This window comes from Caulobacter sp. SL161 (assembly GCF_026672375.1).
Taxonomy (GTDB): Bacteria; Pseudomonadota; Alphaproteobacteria; order Caulobacterales; family Caulobacteraceae; genus Caulobacter.
Genome location: NZ_JAPPRA010000001.1, coordinates 1092819 through 1109945 on the forward strand (window position 1 = coordinate 1092819; position 17127 = coordinate 1109945).

Annotated in this window: 22 protein-coding genes; 12 read left to right on the top strand and 10 right to left on the bottom strand. The window is 67.2% G+C overall.

Annotated features, from left to right (window positions below; all coding sequences use genetic code 11):
* Nucleotides 1-17 precede the first annotated feature (17 nt).
* Both hemF and OVA11_RS05555 read right to left on the bottom strand, forming a co-directional pair.
* A complete protein-coding gene (hemF, locus tag OVA11_RS05550; RefSeq protein WP_268066545.1) occupies nt 18-890 on the bottom strand; it encodes an oxygen-dependent coproporphyrinogen oxidase in 873 nt (290 codons plus the stop codon).
* Nucleotides 891-1020: 130 nt separating this feature from the next.
* Nucleotides 1021-1086 carry a hypothetical protein gene (locus OVA11_RS05555; RefSeq protein ID WP_024265562.1) on the bottom strand — a complete coding sequence of 22 codons (66 nt, stop codon included), beginning with the start codon at nt 1084-1086 and terminating at the stop codon, nt 1021-1023.
* A 63-nt stretch (nt 1087-1149) separates the two neighbouring features.
* Between OVA11_RS05555 and OVA11_RS05560 the strand changes: the two genes are divergently transcribed.
* Nucleotides 1150-1458: a DNA-binding protein gene (locus tag OVA11_RS05560; protein WP_268066546.1), complete on the top strand. Its 309-nt coding sequence runs from the start codon at nt 1150-1152 to the stop codon at nt 1456-1458.
* Here OVA11_RS05560 and OVA11_RS05565 read toward each other — a convergent pair.
* Both OVA11_RS05565 and phaR read right to left on the bottom strand, forming a co-directional pair.
* The gene (locus tag OVA11_RS05565) at nt 1455-1778 is read right to left on the bottom strand and encodes a hypothetical protein (RefSeq protein WP_010918396.1); all 324 of its coding nucleotides are present in this window, start codon (nt 1776-1778) and stop codon (nt 1455-1457) included. The two genes, OVA11_RS05560 and OVA11_RS05565, sit on opposite strands and share 4 nt — an antisense overlap.
* Nucleotides 1779-1826: 48 nt before the next feature.
* A complete protein-coding gene (gene phaR / locus OVA11_RS05570; RefSeq protein ID WP_268066547.1) occupies nt 1827-2477 on the bottom strand; it encodes a polyhydroxyalkanoate synthesis repressor PhaR in 651 nt (216 codons plus the stop codon).
* A 217-nt stretch (nt 2478-2694) separates the two neighbouring features.
* Here phaR and OVA11_RS05575 point away from each other — a divergent pair, with 217 nt between their 5' ends.
* From OVA11_RS05575 to OVA11_RS05590, 4 genes are all read left to right on the top strand, one after another.
* Nucleotides 2695-3870, top strand: coding sequence for an acetyl-CoA C-acetyltransferase (locus OVA11_RS05575; RefSeq protein ID WP_268066548.1), 1176 nt, complete (start codon nt 2695-2697; stop codon nt 3868-3870).
* 70 nt (nt 3871-3940) lie between these two features.
* The gene (locus OVA11_RS05580) at nt 3941-4663 is read left to right on the top strand and encodes a beta-ketoacyl-ACP reductase (protein WP_010918399.1); all 723 of its coding nucleotides are present in this window, start codon (nt 3941-3943) and stop codon (nt 4661-4663) included.
* Nucleotides 4664-4786: 123 nt separating this feature from the next.
* A complete protein-coding gene (locus tag OVA11_RS05585) occupies nt 4787-5569 on the top strand; it encodes a DUF4908 domain-containing protein (RefSeq protein ID WP_268066549.1) in 783 nt (260 codons plus the stop codon).
* Nucleotides 5570-5794: 225 nt separating this feature from the next.
* Nucleotides 5795-6784, top strand: coding sequence for a LacI family DNA-binding transcriptional regulator (locus OVA11_RS05590; RefSeq protein ID WP_268066550.1), 990 nt, complete (start codon nt 5795-5797; stop codon nt 6782-6784).
* Between the two features lie 142 nt (nt 6785-6926).
* Here OVA11_RS05590 and OVA11_RS05595 read toward each other — a convergent pair whose 3' ends face one another.
* The 3 genes from OVA11_RS05595 to gloB all read right to left on the bottom strand — a co-directional run bounded on the left by OVA11_RS05595 (nt 6927) and on the right by gloB (nt 8839).
* Entirely contained in the window at nt 6927-7367 is a 441-nt protein-coding gene (locus OVA11_RS05595) for a hypothetical protein (protein WP_096032428.1), read from the bottom strand.
* 255 nt (nt 7368-7622) lie between these two features.
* Nucleotides 7623-8093 (bottom strand): cupin domain-containing protein, encoded by a 471-nt coding sequence (locus OVA11_RS05600; protein ID WP_096032429.1) that lies wholly within the window; start codon nt 8091-8093, stop codon nt 7623-7625.
* Nucleotides 8090-8839, bottom strand: a complete 750-nt coding sequence (gene gloB / locus OVA11_RS05605) for a hydroxyacylglutathione hydrolase (RefSeq protein WP_268066551.1) — start codon at nt 8837-8839, stop codon at nt 8090-8092. Before gloB ends, OVA11_RS05600 begins: the two co-directional genes overlap by 4 nt.
* Before the next feature lie 65 nt (nt 8840-8904).
* Here gloB and OVA11_RS05610 point away from each other — a divergent pair, with 65 nt between their 5' ends.
* The 3 genes from OVA11_RS05610 to OVA11_RS05620 all read left to right on the top strand — a co-directional run bounded on the left by OVA11_RS05610 (nt 8905) and on the right by OVA11_RS05620 (nt 11730).
* Nucleotides 8905-9711 (top strand): class I SAM-dependent methyltransferase, encoded by an 807-nt coding sequence (locus OVA11_RS05610; RefSeq protein WP_268066552.1) that lies wholly within the window; start codon nt 8905-8907, stop codon nt 9709-9711.
* A gap of 72 nt (nt 9712-9783) precedes the next feature.
* Nucleotides 9784-10128 carry a P-II family nitrogen regulator gene (locus OVA11_RS05615; RefSeq protein ID WP_010918409.1) on the top strand — a complete coding sequence of 115 codons (345 nt, stop codon included), beginning with the start codon at nt 9784-9786 and terminating at the stop codon, nt 10126-10128.
* 90 nt (nt 10129-10218) lie between these two features.
* Complete coding sequence (locus OVA11_RS05620; protein ID WP_268066553.1) at nt 10219-11730, top strand: phospholipase D-like domain-containing protein; 1512 nt, start codon at nt 10219-10221, stop codon at nt 11728-11730.
* On the opposite strand, the gene OVA11_RS05625 is transcribed toward OVA11_RS05620, so the two are convergent.
* The 3 genes from OVA11_RS05625 to metX form a co-directional block, all read right to left on the bottom strand.
* Nucleotides 11687-12466, bottom strand: coding sequence for an endonuclease/exonuclease/phosphatase family protein (locus OVA11_RS05625; RefSeq protein ID WP_268066554.1), 780 nt, complete (start codon nt 12464-12466; stop codon nt 11687-11689). The two genes, OVA11_RS05620 and OVA11_RS05625, sit on opposite strands and share 44 nt — an antisense overlap.
* Entirely contained in the window at nt 12463-13128 is a 666-nt protein-coding gene (gene metW, locus OVA11_RS05630; RefSeq protein WP_268066555.1) for a methionine biosynthesis protein MetW, read from the bottom strand. Before metW ends, OVA11_RS05625 begins: the two co-directional genes overlap by 4 nt.
* 127 nt (nt 13129-13255) lie before the next feature.
* Nucleotides 13256-14404, bottom strand: a complete 1149-nt coding sequence (metX, locus tag OVA11_RS05635; RefSeq protein WP_268066556.1) for a homoserine O-acetyltransferase MetX — start codon at nt 14402-14404, stop codon at nt 13256-13258.
* Nucleotides 14405-14481: 77 nt separating this feature from the next.
* Between metX and OVA11_RS05640 the strand changes: the two genes are divergently transcribed.
* Genes OVA11_RS05640 through OVA11_RS05655 form a run of 4 tightly spaced genes read left to right on the top strand, consistent with a single transcriptional unit; the run spans nt 14482 to nt 17124 of the window.
* Nucleotides 14482-14994 carry a SixA phosphatase family protein gene (locus tag OVA11_RS05640; RefSeq protein ID WP_268066557.1) on the top strand — a complete coding sequence of 171 codons (513 nt, stop codon included), beginning with the start codon at nt 14482-14484 and terminating at the stop codon, nt 14992-14994.
* Nucleotides 14991-15335, top strand: a complete 345-nt coding sequence (locus tag OVA11_RS05645) for a DUF952 domain-containing protein (protein WP_268066558.1) — start codon at nt 14991-14993, stop codon at nt 15333-15335. The genes OVA11_RS05640 and OVA11_RS05645 overlap by 4 nt, the downstream gene beginning before the upstream one ends.
* Entirely contained in the window at nt 15332-16390 is a 1059-nt protein-coding gene (locus OVA11_RS05650; protein WP_268066559.1) for a quinone-dependent dihydroorotate dehydrogenase, read from the top strand. Before OVA11_RS05645 ends, OVA11_RS05650 begins: the two co-directional genes overlap by 4 nt.
* Nucleotides 16387-17124, top strand: a complete 738-nt coding sequence (locus tag OVA11_RS05655) for a TVP38/TMEM64 family protein (protein WP_268066560.1) — start codon at nt 16387-16389, stop codon at nt 17122-17124. Before OVA11_RS05650 ends, OVA11_RS05655 begins: the two co-directional genes overlap by 4 nt.
* Nucleotides 17125-17127 lie beyond the last annotated feature (3 nt).

Genomic DNA, 17127 nt, shown 5'->3' on the forward strand with positions numbered 1-17127 from the left:
GCTGAGCCGGGCGGCCCCTAGGGCCACTTCACCGCCGGGGGCATGGAACTGAGGATCGACTCGACATTACCGCCGGTCTTCAGGCCGAACATCGTGCCCCGGTCGTAGAGCAGGTTGAACTCGACATAGCGGCCGCGCTGCACCAGCTGTTGCTCGCGCTCGTCGGCGGTCCAGGCCTCGCCCATGCGGCGGCGGACCAGGGTCGGATAGATTTCCAGGAAGGCTCGGCCGACATCCTGGGTGAAGGCGAAGTCCCGCGCCCAGTCGTCGCTGTCGTGGTGGTCGTAGAAGATGCCGCCGATGCCGCGCGGCTCGTTGCGGTGGGGCAGGAAGAAGTACTCGTCGCACCAGGCCTTGTACTTGGGGTGCCATTCTGGATCGTACTTGTCGCAGGCCCGCTTGTAGGCGGCGTGGAAGTCGATGGCGTCCGGGAAGTCCTGCTGGCGCTGGTAGCCGAGCAGGGGGGTCAGGTCGCCGCCGCCTCCGAACCAGCTTTTGGTCGTGGCGATGAAGCGCGTGTTCATGTGCACCGCCGGCACGCGCGGATTGGTCATGTGGGCGATCAGGCTGATGCCCGTCGCGAAGAACCGGGGGTCCTCAGCCGCGCCGGGCATGTTCTTGGCCATCTCGGGCGTGAAGGTCCCGAACACCGTCGAGACGTGAACGCCCACCTTTTCGAACAGGCGGCCGTGCATCATGCCCATCACGCCCCCGCCGCCGGCGGGACGATCCCAGGCCTTCTTTTCGAACCGTCCCGGGGCGCCGGGATAGAGGTCGGCGGGGGCTTCGTCCTCAAGCTGCTCGAACGCGGCGCAGATCTGATCGCGCAGGCTTTCGAACCACGCTCTGGCGGCGGCCTTCTTGGTGTCGAGGTCTTGGTCGGTGCTCATACCCGCCGATTAAGCTCACACGGGTCCGCGTGCAAATGGGTCCGTGACGACAACGGGGGCGCGGGGGTTCGACAGCGAACGTTCGGCGCGGCCATACTCGCCCCGTGCGAAGGCGTGACAGGCGTTCAGATTAGGTCAGGGCCGTGAAGATCAGGGCGACGACGACGATGTCGAAGATGCGGACAGCGATGGACATGGCGAGCTCACGGCGATCGAATTCACCTTCGATTAAGCAAGAACGGCGCCAGCCCGCGGCGGTTTGCTGATGGCGCTGTTCTTTGACGCCGCCTGGTACGATCAGCGTCTGGCCGAGCGCGGGCTGACGCGTGGGGTCCTCGCCGCGGTGGCGGGTATGAGCGAGGGCGATCTGGCCCTGGCCTTCAAGGATCAGCGTGAGCTTTCGATGCGGGAAATCAACGCCTTCGCCGAGCTATTGGGCGTTTCGGCGGCGGAAGCGGCGTCCCGCGCGGGCGTGCGTCCTGCGCCGCCCAGCGACCGGGACAGGATCGCGGCTCTGGAGGCCAGGGTCGCGGCGCTGGAGGCGGAGCTGGCGCGACTGACGCGCTAGATGTTGGTCTTCTTCAGCAGACCCGTGGGCGGACGCCGGTCTGCGGGACCGGAGTATTCCGTGCCAAGATAGGTCGATCTGGCCGTGTCCAGCACTTCCTGCCCACCGCGCAGACCGCGCTTCTGGCCCGACTGTCCCATGATATGGGCGGCGAAGGCGGCAAAGCCGTCGCGACGAGGGGGCGGCGGCGTCGGCTGGACGTCTTCCTCGACCACGAACACCACGTCCTCGTCGGCGTCGTTGCGAGCCGAATCACGCGGGCCCGGCAGGGCGCGTCGCGTGGAACCAGGGCGTCGAAGGGGATCGATCGGACCGCTCATGCCCAGACCCTAGGGCCAGGACGGTTAAGAACGGCTGGATCGGCTTGGTTAAGACTTGCTGGCCAGCTTGGCGATCTGTTCCTGCATCGCCTCCAGCTGGCGCTTGAGATCGGCCAGGGAGTCGTCGCTAGGCGGCGCGGGCGCCGGGGCCGGCGCGGGCTCGGCCGGCGCGGCGGCCGCATCCTCTGGACGGACATAGGCGAAGGGCGAGAACATCTTCATCGCCCTGTCGAACAGCGCCATGTTCTGGCGGATCTGCTCTTCATAGACGCCCATGCCGGGCATCTTGCCCGGGGCCATGGTGCTGAGCTGTCCGCGCAGGCGCTCCTGCTGCTTGGCGAAGCTCTCGAGCGACATCTCCAGATACGACGGCAGGAAGGCCTGCATCGAGTTGCCGTAGAAGCCGATCAGCTGGCGGAGGAACTGGATCGGCAGCAGGTTCTGGCCGCCTCCGCGGTTTTCTTCCTCGAAGATGATCTGGGTCAGGACCGAACGGGTGATGTCGTCGTTGGTCTTGGCGTCATAGACCACGAAGTCGACGCCCTCCTTCACCATGTCCGACAGGTGTTCGAGGGTGACGTACGACGAGGATGCCGTGTTGTAGAGGCGACGGTTAGCGTATTTCTTGATGATCACGCGCTGACCGGCTGATTTTTCGCCTCCGGCGGTCGTCTCGCCTTTTTCAGGGTTCTCGGACATTTCGTTCCCTAGGACAGCGGCTACGGCCGCTTTTCGCAACGCACTATCGCGAATGCAAAGGCGTGACGCCAGTGTTCTGATGACTTGGAGGTGTCGCGAAGGCGTGAAAATGTGCGCGTGACGAACGCGGTCGTGGCGTGCATGCTGATGCTGCATTGCAAAAGAACGGGCGCCGCAACCGCGAAGCGTCACGTCAGAACGTCACGGGAGCTATCGCATGAGCGAGATTGTCATCGTTTCCGCCGCCCGCACGCCGGTAGGCTCGTTCAATGGGGCCTTGGCCAGCCTGCCGGCTTCGGAACTGGGCAAGGCCGTCATCGAAGCCGCCGTCTCGCGCGCGGGGATCGCGCCCTCCGACGTCGATGAAGTGATCCTGGGCCAGGTGCTGCAGGCCGCCGCCGGTCAGGGTCCGGCGCGCCAGGCCTCGGTGAAGGCCGGCATCCCGGTCGAAGCCCCGGCCTGGAGCCTGAATCAGCTGTGCGGCTCGGGCCTGCGCGCCGTCGCGCTGGCGGCCCAGCAGATCGCCGACGGTTCGGCCAAGGTGGTCGTCGCCGGCGGCCAGGAGAGCATGAGCCAGGCGCCGCACGCTCAGAACCTGCGCGGCGGCCAGAAGATGGGCGACCTGCAGTTTGTCGACACCATGATCAAGGACGGCCTGTGGGACGCTTTCCACGGCTACCACATGGGTCAGACCGCCGAGAACATCGCCAGCCGCTGGCAGATCACGCGCGAGGACCAGGACAAGTTCGCCGTCGCCAGCCAGAACCGCGCCGAGGCCGCCCAGAAAGCCGGCAAGTTCGATGACGAGATCGTTCCGATCACCATCAAGGGCCGCAAGGGCGACACCATCGTCGACAAGGACGAGTTCATCCGTCACGGCGCCACGATCGAGAGCGTCCAGGGCCTGAAGCCGGTGTTCAACAAGGAAGGCTCGGTCACCGCCGCCAACGCCTCGGGCCTGAATGACGGCGCCGCCGCCCTCGTTTTGATGAGCGCCGAGGAGGCCGCCAAGCGTGGTCTGAAGCCCCTGGCCAGGATCGCCTCCTGGGCCAATGCCGGCGTCGAGCCCGAGGTCATGGGCACTGGCCCGATCCCCGCCTCGAAGAAGGCGCTGGAAAAGGCCGGCTGGTCGGTGTCCGACCTCGATCTTGTCGAGAGCAACGAAGCCTTCGCCGCCCAGGCCCTTTGCGTGGTGCGCGAGCTGGGCCTCGACCCGGCGAAGGTGAACGTCAACGGCGGCGCCATCGCCATCGGTCACCCGATCGGCGCTTCGGGCGCGCGGATCCTGACCACGCTGGTCCACGAGATGAAGCGCTCGGGCGCCAAGAAGGGCCTGGCCACGCTGTGCGTCGGCGGCGGCATGGGCGTGGCCATGTGCGTGGAAGCGGTCTGAGCCAACCTTTAGGCGGCCCGCTCCTCGGCGGGCCGCCTCCAAACACAAGAAAAGCGATCGGGAGAGTTACATGACGAGAGTTGCGTTCGTGACCGGCGGCACCCGCGGGATCGGTCGAGCCATCTGCGAGCGACTGATCGCTGACGGCCACAAGGTGGCGGCCGGCTATTCCGGTAATGAAGCCGCCGCCGAGGCCTGCGCCAAGGAGCTGGGCGTGATGGTCGTGAAGGGCAATGTCGGCGTGTTCGAGGACTGCCAGGCGGCCGTGAAGAAGGTCGAGGCCGAGCTCGGCCCCATCGACATCCTGGTCAACAACGCCGGCATCACCCGCGACGGCATGCTGCACAAGATGACCTACGAGCAGTGGTCCGAAGTGATCCGGGTCAATATGGACTCGGCCTTCAACATGACCCGTCCGGTGATCGAGGGCATGCGCGACCGCAGCTGGGGCCGCATCATCAACATCAGCTCCATCAACGGCCAGAAGGGCCAGATGGGTCAGACCAACTATTCGGCGGCCAAGGCCGGCCTGATCGGCTTCACCAAGGCCCTGGCCCTGGAGAACGCCAAGAAGGGCGTCACCGTCAACGTGATCTGCCCCGGCTATATCGACACCGAAATGGTGGCGGCCGTTCCTGAGAACGTTCTGGCGCAGATCGTCGCCGGCATTCCGGTCGGTCGCCTGGGCCGCGGCGAGGAAATCGCCGACATGGTCTCGTTCCTGGCGGGCGAGCGCGCGGGCTTTGTGACCGGCGCCACCCTGACCCTGAACGGTGGCCAGTACATGGCCTAAGGACGCGCTCCCGAAGCCCGGACTTGACGGCCGCTGTTGCAGTTTGGCCTCATGTCCCGGGCTTCGGGTGATCGGCGTTCACGCGTCCAAGATTCGCCCTAGTCGACGGGCAGTACGGATCGCATGACATTCTGTAAGGCGGAGTTTGGCGACTGGGGCGCCCGGGCGGCCCTGATGATCGCTGCTCTGATGCTCATAGGGGCGCCTGCGCACGCCCAACAGCTTCCGCACTCGCTGCGTGACGCCCTGCTGGGTCACAAGGGCCAGGGGGAGGCGCGCCGCGCGCCCGCGCCGCCTGTGGCGCGCTATGTCTCCGAAACCGGCGGCGCCTTCGTCTTCGACCAGGCCGCGCCGCGTCCGCTGATCAAGTTCGACAACAGCGCCGAAATCTGGGTGCTTCAGGCCCAGCCGGCCTCGCGCGGCGACGTCATCTATCGCAACGATCTTGGCGAACCTGTCCTGCGGGTCACCAAGCTGGGCGGCATCATCCTCTTCACCGACGATGCGCCGATGGGCGCTGCGGTGGCCCTCTCTGGGCGGGCGCAGTCCATCCAGCCGCCGGCGATGCTGTCGTTCAATGTGTTCGTGCAGCGCGTCCGCATTGCCACAGCCCGCGCCAGCCGCGCTGCGCAACGCGACATCGAGTTCGCCACCGTGCAGGACGTGCGCCCCGAGACCTCGGTCCTGGCCGCCGATACGGCGACCATCGTCGCCGAAGCGTTCGAGCGCATGGCGCGGAAGGGCGACCGGTCGCTGATCTCGGGCATCGCCCGCGTTCTGCTGGCTGAGGGCCACAAGCCTTCGGCATCGCTGAAGGACGGGGCCCTGACCATCACCTACTCTCCGGAGCAGGGTTTGGCGGGGCGCCCCTCCTCGAAACGGATCATCAAGGTGATCAATCGCTAGGCGCGATTGGCGAACGCCGTTCTTTGAGTGTAACCATAAAGACTCAGCAGCGGTTTACTGGGCTTGAGTCGGGCGGTAGTCGATCCGTCCTCGAAGGTGTCGACACGCGAACTCAACCTTGCGTCATGCGACTCCAGCGGGCCTTTTCGCGCGATCGCAGGGTCTTATTGTCGTTTCATGGTGAACTCCGAGACTGCTCCGGCGCCCGATAGAGGCCGTCTGAAAATGGCCGACATCGCGCGCATGGCGGGCGTGTCGATCTCTACGGTGTCGCGCGCTCTGGCGGGCAACCCCCTGATCCCCAAGCCGTTGCGCGATCAGATCGTGGAGATCGCCCAGACGCACGGCTATGTGGTCAACCAGTCGGCGCGATCCCTGCGACTGCGCAAGACCGACACGATCGGGGTGATCATTCCTTTGGGCCACGAGACAGGCCAGCTGATCTCGGATCCGTTCTTTCTGGAGATGATCGGGCGACTGGCCGATGAGATCACGCGCAGAAACTACGCCTTGCTGCTGCACAAGGTGGTCGTGGCCGAGACCGGCTGGCTGGAGCGGATCATCCAGGCCCATCGCGCCGACGGCCTGCTTCTGATCGGGCAAAGCAACCAGCATGACGTGCTCAATGCCGTCGCCCAGACCTATAAGCCCCTCGTCGTATGGGGCGCTCAACTGCCGGGGCAGACCTACTGCGCCGTCGGCAGCGACAATGTCGCCGGCGGTCGCCTGGCGGTCGCGCATCTGGCGCAGGCGGGGCGCAGGAAGATCGCCTTTCTGGGCGCAACCCATGCGCCGGAAGCCGCCCAGCGGTTCGAGGGCTATCGGCAGGGTCTTGCGGAGGCGGGGCTTGGCTTCGATCCCGCCCTGGTGGTTGCGGCCCACTACACAATGGACGAGGCCCGCGATGCGATCGCCGACTTCATCGCTACGGGCGCCGACTTCGACGCGGTTTTCGCCTTCTCCGACGTCATCGCCCTGGCCGCGATCGCCGCGCTGACGGAAGCCGGCAGGAGCGTTCCGCGCGACGTGGCGGTGGTCGGATTCGACGACATCGTGCTGGCCCGCCACAGCGCGCCGCCCCTGACCACGGTGCGACAGGATCTGGAGTTCGCGGCGCGCAAGATGGTCGACCGGCTGTTCGCGCGCATGGCGGGCGAGCCGGCGGAGTCGGCTCTGTCGCCCGTCGAGTTGATCGTGCGCGGCAGCAGCGTCTAGGGCTCTTTCCGATCTGACTGAATCAGTCGGATTGAAGAAAAGAGGATCTATTTCAGGCGGTGAGAGTGCTCTTCGACCCGCACGCTGTTTCACGCTGATCGGGAAACGCTCTCGTGCGTGAGCTCTGCGGCCCGAGCAGGCTCTATGCCGCCTCGATGCCGATGCTCTTCAGGTCCTTGAGGAAGCGGGTCAGGCTCTGGTGCGATCGGCGCAGGCCCTGCAGAACTTCGGGCTTGGCCAGGGCGGACTGCGGAACGATGAAGCCTTCACGGCCCACGCGCTGGGCCATGCCCTTCTCCAGCATCTCGACGAAGCGGCGGCGCACCGTCTCGTAAGGAAGGCCCAGGGAATCGGCGACCTGCCGGACCGTCAGCGGTCGGCGCTCATGATCGGGCGGAACCTCGTCGATTTCGGCATAGTGGCCGCCGCGGATGTGTGAGCAGTTGCCCGCCCAGAGCGTGGTGAAGACAAGCGCATAGAGAAGGTCCGAACCGTGGACCTCGTTGGCGATCTCGACCCAGCGCAGAATGTAATCGGTCGCGTAGCGCGATGCGGCGCGAGCGTTGGCGTACTCTTCAGACATAGGCGACTTGGTTCCCCCCAGCGTCGGCTCTTATCCAGAATCCAGAAAAGGATTGCATGGTCCCTGTAACGAGGCCACGTGACGGAGTTGCCCACAATGGGTACCCGCTTTGAGCGCCTGCGACACGCTGACGCAGGTGCGCGCAGCGGTTCAGCCCGGCATGCGGACCAAGGCTTGGGCGCGCGCTACATTAGGCTGCGGGACGGCGTCGCGTTCTGATTTGGGACAAGGCGCGGGGCGATTTTCGCTGGGGAATCAGCCCGTCGACGGGGTCCAGTCCGGCGGCGCCATTTCGAAGCCCTCGAACCTGAACCCTGGCGCGACGGTGCAGCCGACCAGGGTCCACGCGCCCAGGCTGACCGCCGTCTGCCACCACAATGTCGGGACAATCACCTGCGGGCGACATCCGGCGCGCAGGTCAGGGCCCAGCACATAGGCGCTGGCCCCTTTGCCGTCAGGCGGTGAGAGCGTCAGCGAGATCGGCGCGCCGGCGTAATAGTGCCAGGTCTCGACGGCGTCGACGCGGTGCCAGGCCGACATCTGCTCGGCTTCCAGCAGGTAGTAGATGCAGGTCGAGGCGGCGCGGCCGTCAGGGCCCGGCGCGTCCTGAAAGGTCTGCCGGTACCAGCCGCCCTCAGGATGCGGCTGCAAGTCCAGCATCCGCACGATCTCCTGGGCGCCCAGATCGCCAGAGAGTCCCAGGCCTGGCTTGGTCATGTCGTTCATCCTTTGAAACTGTCCTTGGCCGCGCGGATTTCGGCGAAAGCTTGAGCCGGCGATGGCGCGTCCGGTCTCAGCAGCGGCGCGCGCAGGAAGGGATTGGTGACTTTCTCGACCCCGATCGTGGTCGGAACGGTCGCCTCATCGCGCGCGCGCGCGGTGAACACGGCCTCGGCCCGCGCGGCCACGGCGGCGGAGCTGTCCACCGACAAGGCGAAGCGGGCGTTCGCGGCGGTGTATTCGTGGGCGCAGTAGACGGTCGTTTCGTCCGGCAAGGCGATCAGTCGACCGAGCGAATCCCACATCTGTTCGGCCGTGCCTTCGAACAGCCGGCCGCAGCCCAGGGCGAACAGGGTGTCGCCGACGAAGGCGATAGCGTCCTCGGCGTCGTAGTAGCTGACGTGCCCCAGCGTGTGCCCGCCGGTGTCGATGACCGTGAGGCGCGTGTCGCCCAGCATCACCTCCTCGCCGTCGCGGACCACCCTGTCGAGGGGCGCGATGCGCGTCACCTCGGCGGGCCCCACGATCGTCGCACCAGTGGCCGTCTTGAGCTTCTCGTTGCCGCCGGCGTGATCCGGATGCCAATGGGTGTTGAGGATCAGGTCCAGCGACCACCCCAGCTTGGCCAGTTCGGCGAGGATGGCCTCGGCGTCGGGAGTGTCGATCGTGGCGACCTTACCGCTGGCCTCGTCGCGAACGAGGAAGCCGTAGTTGTCGGACAGGCAGGGGAACTGGTGGACGGTCAGGGCCATAGGGGTGCTCTGGTGCGGTGACGCGGGGGAGCCTACAACGAAGGCCTCGTGGTTCGGGAGACTCAATGCGTCGCGACGTGCTCGATCTCAGGGCCTTCTACGCCTCGCCGCTGGGCCGTGTGGCGCGGACCATGCTGACGCGCAAGGTCGAGGAGGCCTGGGGGGACACCCGCGACCTCGACGTATTGGGCGTGGGCTACGCGACGCCCTTCCTGGACGCGGCGCGCGCCAAGGCCCGTCGCGTGGTCGCCGCGATGCCGGCCCAGCAGGGTGTCGAGGTCTGGCCGCAGGGCGGGCGCAATCAGGCGTGCCTTGTCGAAGATGCGGCGCTGCCGCTGCCCAATGCGCTGTTCGACCGCGTCCTGGCGGTCCATGCGCTGGAGGAAGCCGACGACCCGGCCGCCCTGCTGGCCGAGATCGGGCGGGTCATGGCGCCGACCGGGCGCCTGATCGTCGCCGTCTCGTCCCGCGACGGGGTGTGGGCAGGCGCCGAGGGCACGCCGTTCGGGCATGGTCGCCCCTATAGCCGCAGCCAGTTGGAAAGCCTGATCCGTGAGGCCGAGTTGGAGCCGGCGGGCTGGACAAGGGCGCTCTATGTCCCGCCGCTGGCCGCCATGTCGAGCTGGGCCGAGGGCTTTGAGCAGGTCGGCGCCACCCTGTGGCCGCGCTTTGCCGGCGTGATCCTGATGGAGGCGATCAAGCAGACCTTCGCGGTCAAGCCCAGGGGTCACCGGGCGCGGGCGCGCGTCTTCGCGCCGGGCGTGCTGCTGCCCAGTCCGGCGGGGCCGACACCCGCCCGCCAGACCGGCGAGCGCCCTGTTCCGGTCAACACGGCGCCCGTTCATAAGGCGCCGAGCGGTCTTGATCGCTGAACGCACTTGGAGCGAAGCGTCTCGACGCCTAGCTTGGACTCGTAGAAACCGTTCGCTCGCTGGAGCCGCGCCATGAAGATGATCGTCGCCGTGATTAAGCCGAGCCGCCTGGATGCGGTGCTCGAAGCGGTCACCGAGGCGGGGGCGTCTGGCCTGACCGTCACCGAGGTGCGCGGCTATGGCCGTCAGAAGGGCAAGACCGAGGTCTATCGGGGCGCCGAATACGAGGTGAAGCTGCTGCCCAAGGTCAAGCTGGAGATCGCCGTTCCGACCGATGTGCTCGAGCCGGTGATCGAGGCCCTGCAGCGCACCGCCAACACCGGCAAGATCGGTGACGGCAAGGTCTTCGTCATGGACCTGGAACAGGCCCTGCGCATCCGCACCGGCGAGCGCGACGCCGCGGCGATCGCCGGCTGACCCAAACAAGAGTTCACAAGACGGCGCGCTCAAGCGGAGCCATAACACCTTCACGCGCGTTCCTGCTGGAGTCGCGGGTTTAGGGTAGACATGGTCGAGCGCGCTTCCGTCTTTCAACCGGGTTACAACTGTTGGCGGGTCGAGCCCGCAGACCGCGTCGCTCTGCTTATCGACAATGACGAAGCCTTCGATGCGCTGAAGCCGCTGTTGCTGGCGGCGCGCAAGTCGATCTGGATCCTGGCCTGGGTGTTCGATCCCCTGACCCGGCTCGACCCTGACCGGGTGCGAAAGAGCGGAGATCCCCGGTCGGCCGATCGCATCGGCTTGATTCTGCGTCGACAGGCCGCTCTCAATCCGGCTCTGGATGTGCGAGTGCTGACTTGGGATATGCCGTTCCCGATCGCCGCCGCGCAGATGTTCGGGCCACACCGGGGCGCGGCCTTTTTTGCCGGATCGCGGGTCAAGTACAGGCTGGACGCCACCCTGCCGGCCAGCGCCTGCCATCATCAGAAGGCGGTGATCATCGACGGCGTGACCGCGTTGGTCAGCGGCGGCGACATCGGCGTCGATCGCTGGGACGATACCCGGCATCTCGACGAAAACCCGCTAAGGCGCCTGCCGACCGGTCGACGCTATCCCGCGCGCCACGAGGTTTCGATGCTGGTCGACGGACGGGCGGGCGAGGCCATGGCGGATCTGTTCGTCGATCGCTGGCGCGCGTCGGGCGGTGACGCCATCGCGCGGCCCGTCCGCCCCGACCAGCCACCGTGGCCGGCGGGGCTGGTTCCGGATCTGCGGCGCGCGCCGGTGGCGGTGGCTCGCACCTCCGCCGCCTGGCGGGGGCGGCCGGAGATCACCGAGTGCATGCTGCTGCACCTGTCCGCCATCCGCCGCGCCAAGCGCCTCATCTATCTGGAAAACCAGTACGTCACCTCGCCGCTGCTCGTCGAAGCCCTTGCCGAGCGTCTGGCCGAGCCCGATGGTCCCGAGGTCGTGACGATCGGACCCGCGCGCAGCCCCAGCTATTTCGACCAGATCACCATGGACAGCGCCCGCACGGCCGCCATCAACAGGCTGCGCGAGGTCGATCTCCATCACCGATTCACGGCCTTTTCGGCCCATACGCCCAAGGGCGGGCCGATCATCGTCCATTCCAAGGTCTCGATCATCGACGATGAGGTGCTGCGGATCGGGTCAGCCAATCTCAACAACCGCTCGATCGGTCTCGACAGCGAGTGTGACCTGGCGTTCGAGGCCCGCGATGATCTGGAGCGCGAGACGATCAGAGGCTTCCTCGGCCGCCTGATCGGCCATTTCATCGATCGCTCGGCGCTCGACGTGCTTGAAGCGATGGAGCGCCAGGGCGGGCTGGCGGCGGCGATCAATGCGCTCGACGCCCATGGCGGTCCGCCGCGGCGACTTCGGCCTGTCCCGACGCGAAGACTGACCCGCGTGCAGCAGTTCATTGCCGATTGGAACCTGGGCGATGCGATCACGCCCGACGACGCCTGGCGGCCATGGGGGCGTCGCAAGCGTCTGCGTGCCGACCTTGCCCGCCTTACCGCGCCGCCGCCTCTGCCGCCGGGTCACCTGCGTCCGTGATTTCCAGATCGACCACCAGGGGCAGGTGATCGGAGGCTATGCGCGCCCGGGCGTCATAGGGCGAGCTGACCGCGCGGGTCTCCAGGCCCTTGGTCACGAACACATGATCGATCCGCATGAACGGAAAGCTTGAGGGAAAGGTTGCGGTGGCGGGCCGCAACCAGGCCGGACACGGCGCCTGGGCGTCACGTAGCGCGGTCCTCAGCATGCGATAGGTCGCCGAGTAGGGCGTGGCGTTGAAGTCACCGAGCAAGACGCCCGGCGCCCTCCAGGCTTCATCGCCGATCCATTCAGGGCCCAGCAGCGCGGCGGCCTGGCGCTTCTGTTCCTGGGGCACGAGGCCCAGATGGGTATTGATGATCTGGACCTTGGCGCCGCCGACCTCGACCTCGATCCACAGGGCGCCGCGCGGCTCAAGGCCCGGCACCCGGCGATAGAGCGGCAGGCCCTGGGCCTTGATGCGCCGCTCCGGCAGGGCGGTCAGGATCGCATCGCCATAGAGCTCTTCCTCTACGGCCATGGCCGGATGGAAGTGAAAGCTCATCCTCAGAAGCTCGGCCAGACGGTGGGCCTGATCGACGCTTCGCGTGCGGGCGCGGCCGACATCCAGTTCCTGCAGCGCGACAACGTCCGGCCGTTCGGCCGCGATCACCTCGGCCACCCGCTCGACATCGAGCTTGCGGTCCGTGCCCACGCAGCGGTGGACATTGTAGGTCATCAGACGAAACGTCTTCATCCGTCGAAGAGATCGCCCGAGCTTGGCGGAAGTTCCCGGATCGGCGGAGCGCTGTTGCGGCTCAGCATGAACAGGCAGGTCTCGCTGCGCCAGTTCTCCAGCGCGCTGGTCGGGTTCATCGGCCGCGCCGCGCCCTTGCCGGCGAAGGCGGCGCTGGCGTCGACCCGCAGGTTCAGATCCTGGGTCAGGGCCATGAAGTCGGCCAGGGTGCAGAGGTGGATATTCGGGGTCGACCACCAGGGCAGGGGCAGGGCTTTGGTCTCGGGCATCCGGCCACGGCTCAAGAGCGACCAGCGCACCCGCCAGTGGCCGAAGTTCGGGAACGAGACGATGGCCCGGTCAGCGATACGCAGCAGCTCGTCCAGCACGTGACGCGGATTGCGCGTCGCCTGCAGGGTCTGAGACAGCACCGCATAGTCGAACGAGCGATCGGGGAAGTGATCCAGGTCCAGGTCAGCGTCGCCCTGCACCACCGACAGGCCACGCGCCATGCAGGCGGCCACGCCGGAGGCGCTCAGCTCCAGGCCGCGGGCGTCCACCTGCTTTTCATGGGCCAGAAGGTCCAGCAGCACACCTTCGCCGCACCCGACGTCCAGCACCCGCGAGCCGGGGCGCACCAGGCGCAGGATTTCGCGGAAATCTTCGCGGATAGAGGTCATCAAAATCCTCCCCCCGTGGGGGAGGCGGTCCGCAGGACCGGAGGGGGGAGAAACCCCGCCGGCAGGACTTCCCCCACCGTCAGCTGCGCCGACACCTCCCCCGCTGGGGGGAGGATTGCAAAATGCGCCGTCAAACCAGCCCCCGGTCGCGTTCGGCCGAAGCCAGGAAGCCCTCCAGCGCGGCGTCCATCACCGGCTCGTCCAGCAGGAAGGCGTCATGGCCCTTGTCGCTCTCGATCTCGGCGAAGGCCGCGCGGGCGCCGGCGGCGGTCAGGGCGCGGACCAGGTGGCGGTTCTCGGCGGTCGGATAGAGCCAGTCGCTGGAGAAGCTCAGCACGCAGAAGCGCACATGCCGCGCCCGGGTGAACGCCTTGGCCAGCACCCCGCCATGGCCGGCGGCGATGTCGAAATAGTCCATGGCCCGGGTGATGTAGAGATAGCTGTTGGCGTCGAACCGGTCGACGAAGCTGGACCCCTGATGGCGCAGATAGCTTTCGACCTGGAAGTCGGCGTCAAAGCCCCAGGACAGGCCGTCGCGCTGCAGTTCGCGGCCGAACTTCCGCTGCAGGGCGGGCTCGGACAGATAGGTGATATGCGCGGCCATGCGGGCCACGGCCAGGCCCTTCTCGGGCCGTACGCCGTGCTCGGCATAGGCGCCGCCGCGCCAGTCGGGATCGGCCATGATCGCCTGGCGGCCCACCTCGTGGAACGCGATGTTCTGGGCCGAGTGGCGCGAGGCCGAGGCCAGCACCACGGCGCTGAACATCCGCTCGGGATAGTCCACGGCCCATTGCTGGACCTGCATGCCGCCCATCGAGCCGCCGACGACGGCGAACAGGGTCTCGACCCCCAGCGCCGTGACCAGCATGGCCTGGGCCCGGACCATGTCGGCGATGGTGATGACCGGGAACGACAGACCATAGGTCTTGCCCGTGGCCGGATTGATCGAGGCCGGGCCCGTCGAGCCCATGCAGCCGCCGATCACGTTCGAGCAGATGATGAAGTGCCGCGCGGGGTCCAGCGGCTTGCCGGGACCGACGAGGCGTTGCCACCAGCCGGGCTTGCCGGTGGTGGGGTGGGGCGAGGCCACGTATTGGTCGCCCGTGAGGGCGTGACAGATCAGGACGGCGTTGGACTTGTCCGCGTTCAGCTGGCCGTAGGTCTGGTAGGCGATTTCCAGACCTTCGATGACGCCTCCGGAGTCCAGCCGCAGAGGTTCATTCGCAGGAAACCGCCAGGTTCCCCCGCCGGCGGGCGTGATCGGATCGAGCGCAGCCATGCCGCCTTGGAGCGCTTGGCGAAGAAGGTGTCAACCGCCGGCTTCCTGACAGGGCGAGGGACGGCTATGGAGGGCGCATGGAGCGACTGATCCTGATGCGCCACGGCAAGGCCGAACGGCACGCCCAGAGCGGCGGCGACTTCGAGCGCGCCCTGGCCGAGAGCGGGCGTGCTGACGCGTCCCTGATGGGGCGGGTGCTGGCGGGTCTGGCCTATGAGCCGGATCTTTTCCTGGTCTCGTCGGCGCGGCGCACCCGCGAGACCGCCGAGCAGGTGGCCGCGCATTTCCCCAAGGCCCGCGTGGAGCACCTGCGCGATCTCTATCACGCCGATCCGGAGGAGATCCTCCAGGCCGTCGAGGACGCAGTCGACGCCGCCGGTACGGTGATGGTGGTCGGACACAATCCGGGCATGCACGAACTGGCTTTGCGGCTTTGCCTGGGGGGCGAAGCCTCGCCGATCCAGACGAACAAGCTGAGGGGCCGCTTCCCGACCTCGACCGTCGTGGTCCTGGCGTGGGACGGGACGGAGAGCCCGCGCCTGGAGCATCTACTTTACGCTAACGAAAACGGCGGGATGGGCGGCGAATGACCCTGATCTACAAGATCTTGTCCCGCGCCGAGTGGGACGCCGCCAAGGTCCAGGGGCGCTTCGAGGGCTCGGCGGTCGATCTGGCCGACGGTTTCATTCACCTGTCCGCCGCCGAACAGGCGCAAGAGACCGCCGCCAAATGGTTCAAGGGCCAGGCGAGCCTCGTCCTGCTGGCCGTCGAGGCCGAGCCGCTGGGAGAGGATCTCAAGTGGGAAGCCTCGCGCGGCGGGGCGCTGTTCCCCCATCTTTATCGTCCGCTCCTCGTTTCTGAGGTGACGCGTGAAGCCGATCTCGATCTGGACGCCGACGGCGTGCCGCAACTGGGCGACCATCTCGCATGAGCCTTCACGACATCGCCGCCCGCGCGCTCCATGCCTTCGATCCCGAGGACGCTCACGGCTGGGCCATTCGAGGGCTCAAGTGGGGGCTTGGCCCGCGTGATGCGCAACCGGACGATCCGATCCTGGCGGTCAAGATCGCGGGCCTGGAGCTACCCAACTGCGTGGGTCTGGCCGCCGGCTTCGACAAGAACGCCGAGGTTCCCGACGCTATGCTGGCCGCCGGCTTCGGCTTTGTGGAGGCGGGCACCGTCACGCCGCTGGCCCAGGCCGGCAATCCGCGTCCCCGGCTTTTCCGGCTGACCGAGGACCAGGCGGTGATCAACCGCATGGGCTTCAACAACGGCGGCCTGGAGCCCTTCGCCCAGCGCTTGGCGGCGCGTCAGGGCCGCGGCGGCGTGGTCGGCGCCAATATCGGGGCCAATAAGGACGCGAGCGACCGCATCCAGGACTATGTGACCGGCCTGACCCGGCTGTGGGGCCTGTCGGACTATTTCACCGCCAATATCTCCTCGCCCAACACGCCGGGCCTGCGCGCCCTGCAGACCAAGGCGGCGCTGGAAGAGCTTCTCGGGCGGCTGGCGGAAACCCGCGCGGCGCTGAAGGTCGCGTCCGGCGCCGACTATCCGATCTTCCTGAAGGTCGCCCCCGACCTGGAGGATGGCGAGGTCGAGGCCATTGTCGAGACCGTGGTCGGCGCGGGGCTCGACGCTATCATTGTCAGCAACACCACCATCGCCCGGCCCGAGACGCTGAGGTCGCGCTTCGCCGGTGAGAGTGGCGGCCTGTCGGGCGCGCCGCTGCTGGAGGCCTCAACCGCCGTTCTGGCGCGCTTCCATGCGGCCGCCGCCGGCCGGGTGGCGCTGATCGGCGCGGGCGGGGTGGCCGACGGGGCGGGCGCCTACGCCAAGATTCGCGCGGGCGCGCGAGCGGTGCAGCTCTATTCGGCCCTCGTCTATGGCGGGCCGGGCCTGGTCACCCGGATCAAGCGCGACCTCGCCGCTCGTCTTCGCGCCGATGGCTTCGCCGCCGTCGAGGACGCGATCGGCGCTGCATGAGCCGTGGCGAGGTCCTGACGCGCGTGCGTCGCTTCGGGCCCCTCGTGGTGGTCGCGATCCTGTGCGCCGCCGCCTTCGCCAGCGGTCTTGTCGAGCACATCTCGCTGGAGGAACTGCGCCGCCGGGGGACCGAACTCCAGGCCTTCGCTTACGAGCATCCGCTGGCGTGCGCGGCCGTCTATCTGGCGATCTACATGGGCTCGGTGGCGATTTCGTTGCCGGGCGCCCTGATCCTGTCGCTGTCAGGCGGGTTCCTCTTCGGCCCGGTCGGCGGCGGTTTCGCCGCAGTGACCGGCGCCACGGGCGGGTCCATGATTACCTTCCTGGTGTTTCGCACCGCTTTTGGGGACGCCTTGCGCCTGAAATCGGGCGCCTTCGTTTCCCGGATCGCCGAGGGCTTCAAGGGGGACGCTTTCAACTATCTGCTGACCTTGCGCCTGATCCCGGCCTTTCCGCTGCTGGCGGTCAATGTCGCGGCCGGCGTGATGAACGTCAGGGTGCGCACCTTTCTGCTGACCTCGGTGCTGGGCATGATCCCCAGTTCCTTTGTCTATGCCGGAATCGGTGCAGGCCTGGGCCATGTGTTCGCCAAGGGCGGTCCGGTGACCGTGGAAAGCCTCTTGTCGCCGCGCATCTATCTGCCGATCATCGGCATGGGCGTGCTGGCGTTTCTGCCGCCGTTGTGGCGCCATTGGCGAAATGGGCGCGACGTCGCGTCGCTGGACGAGAAGTAACCG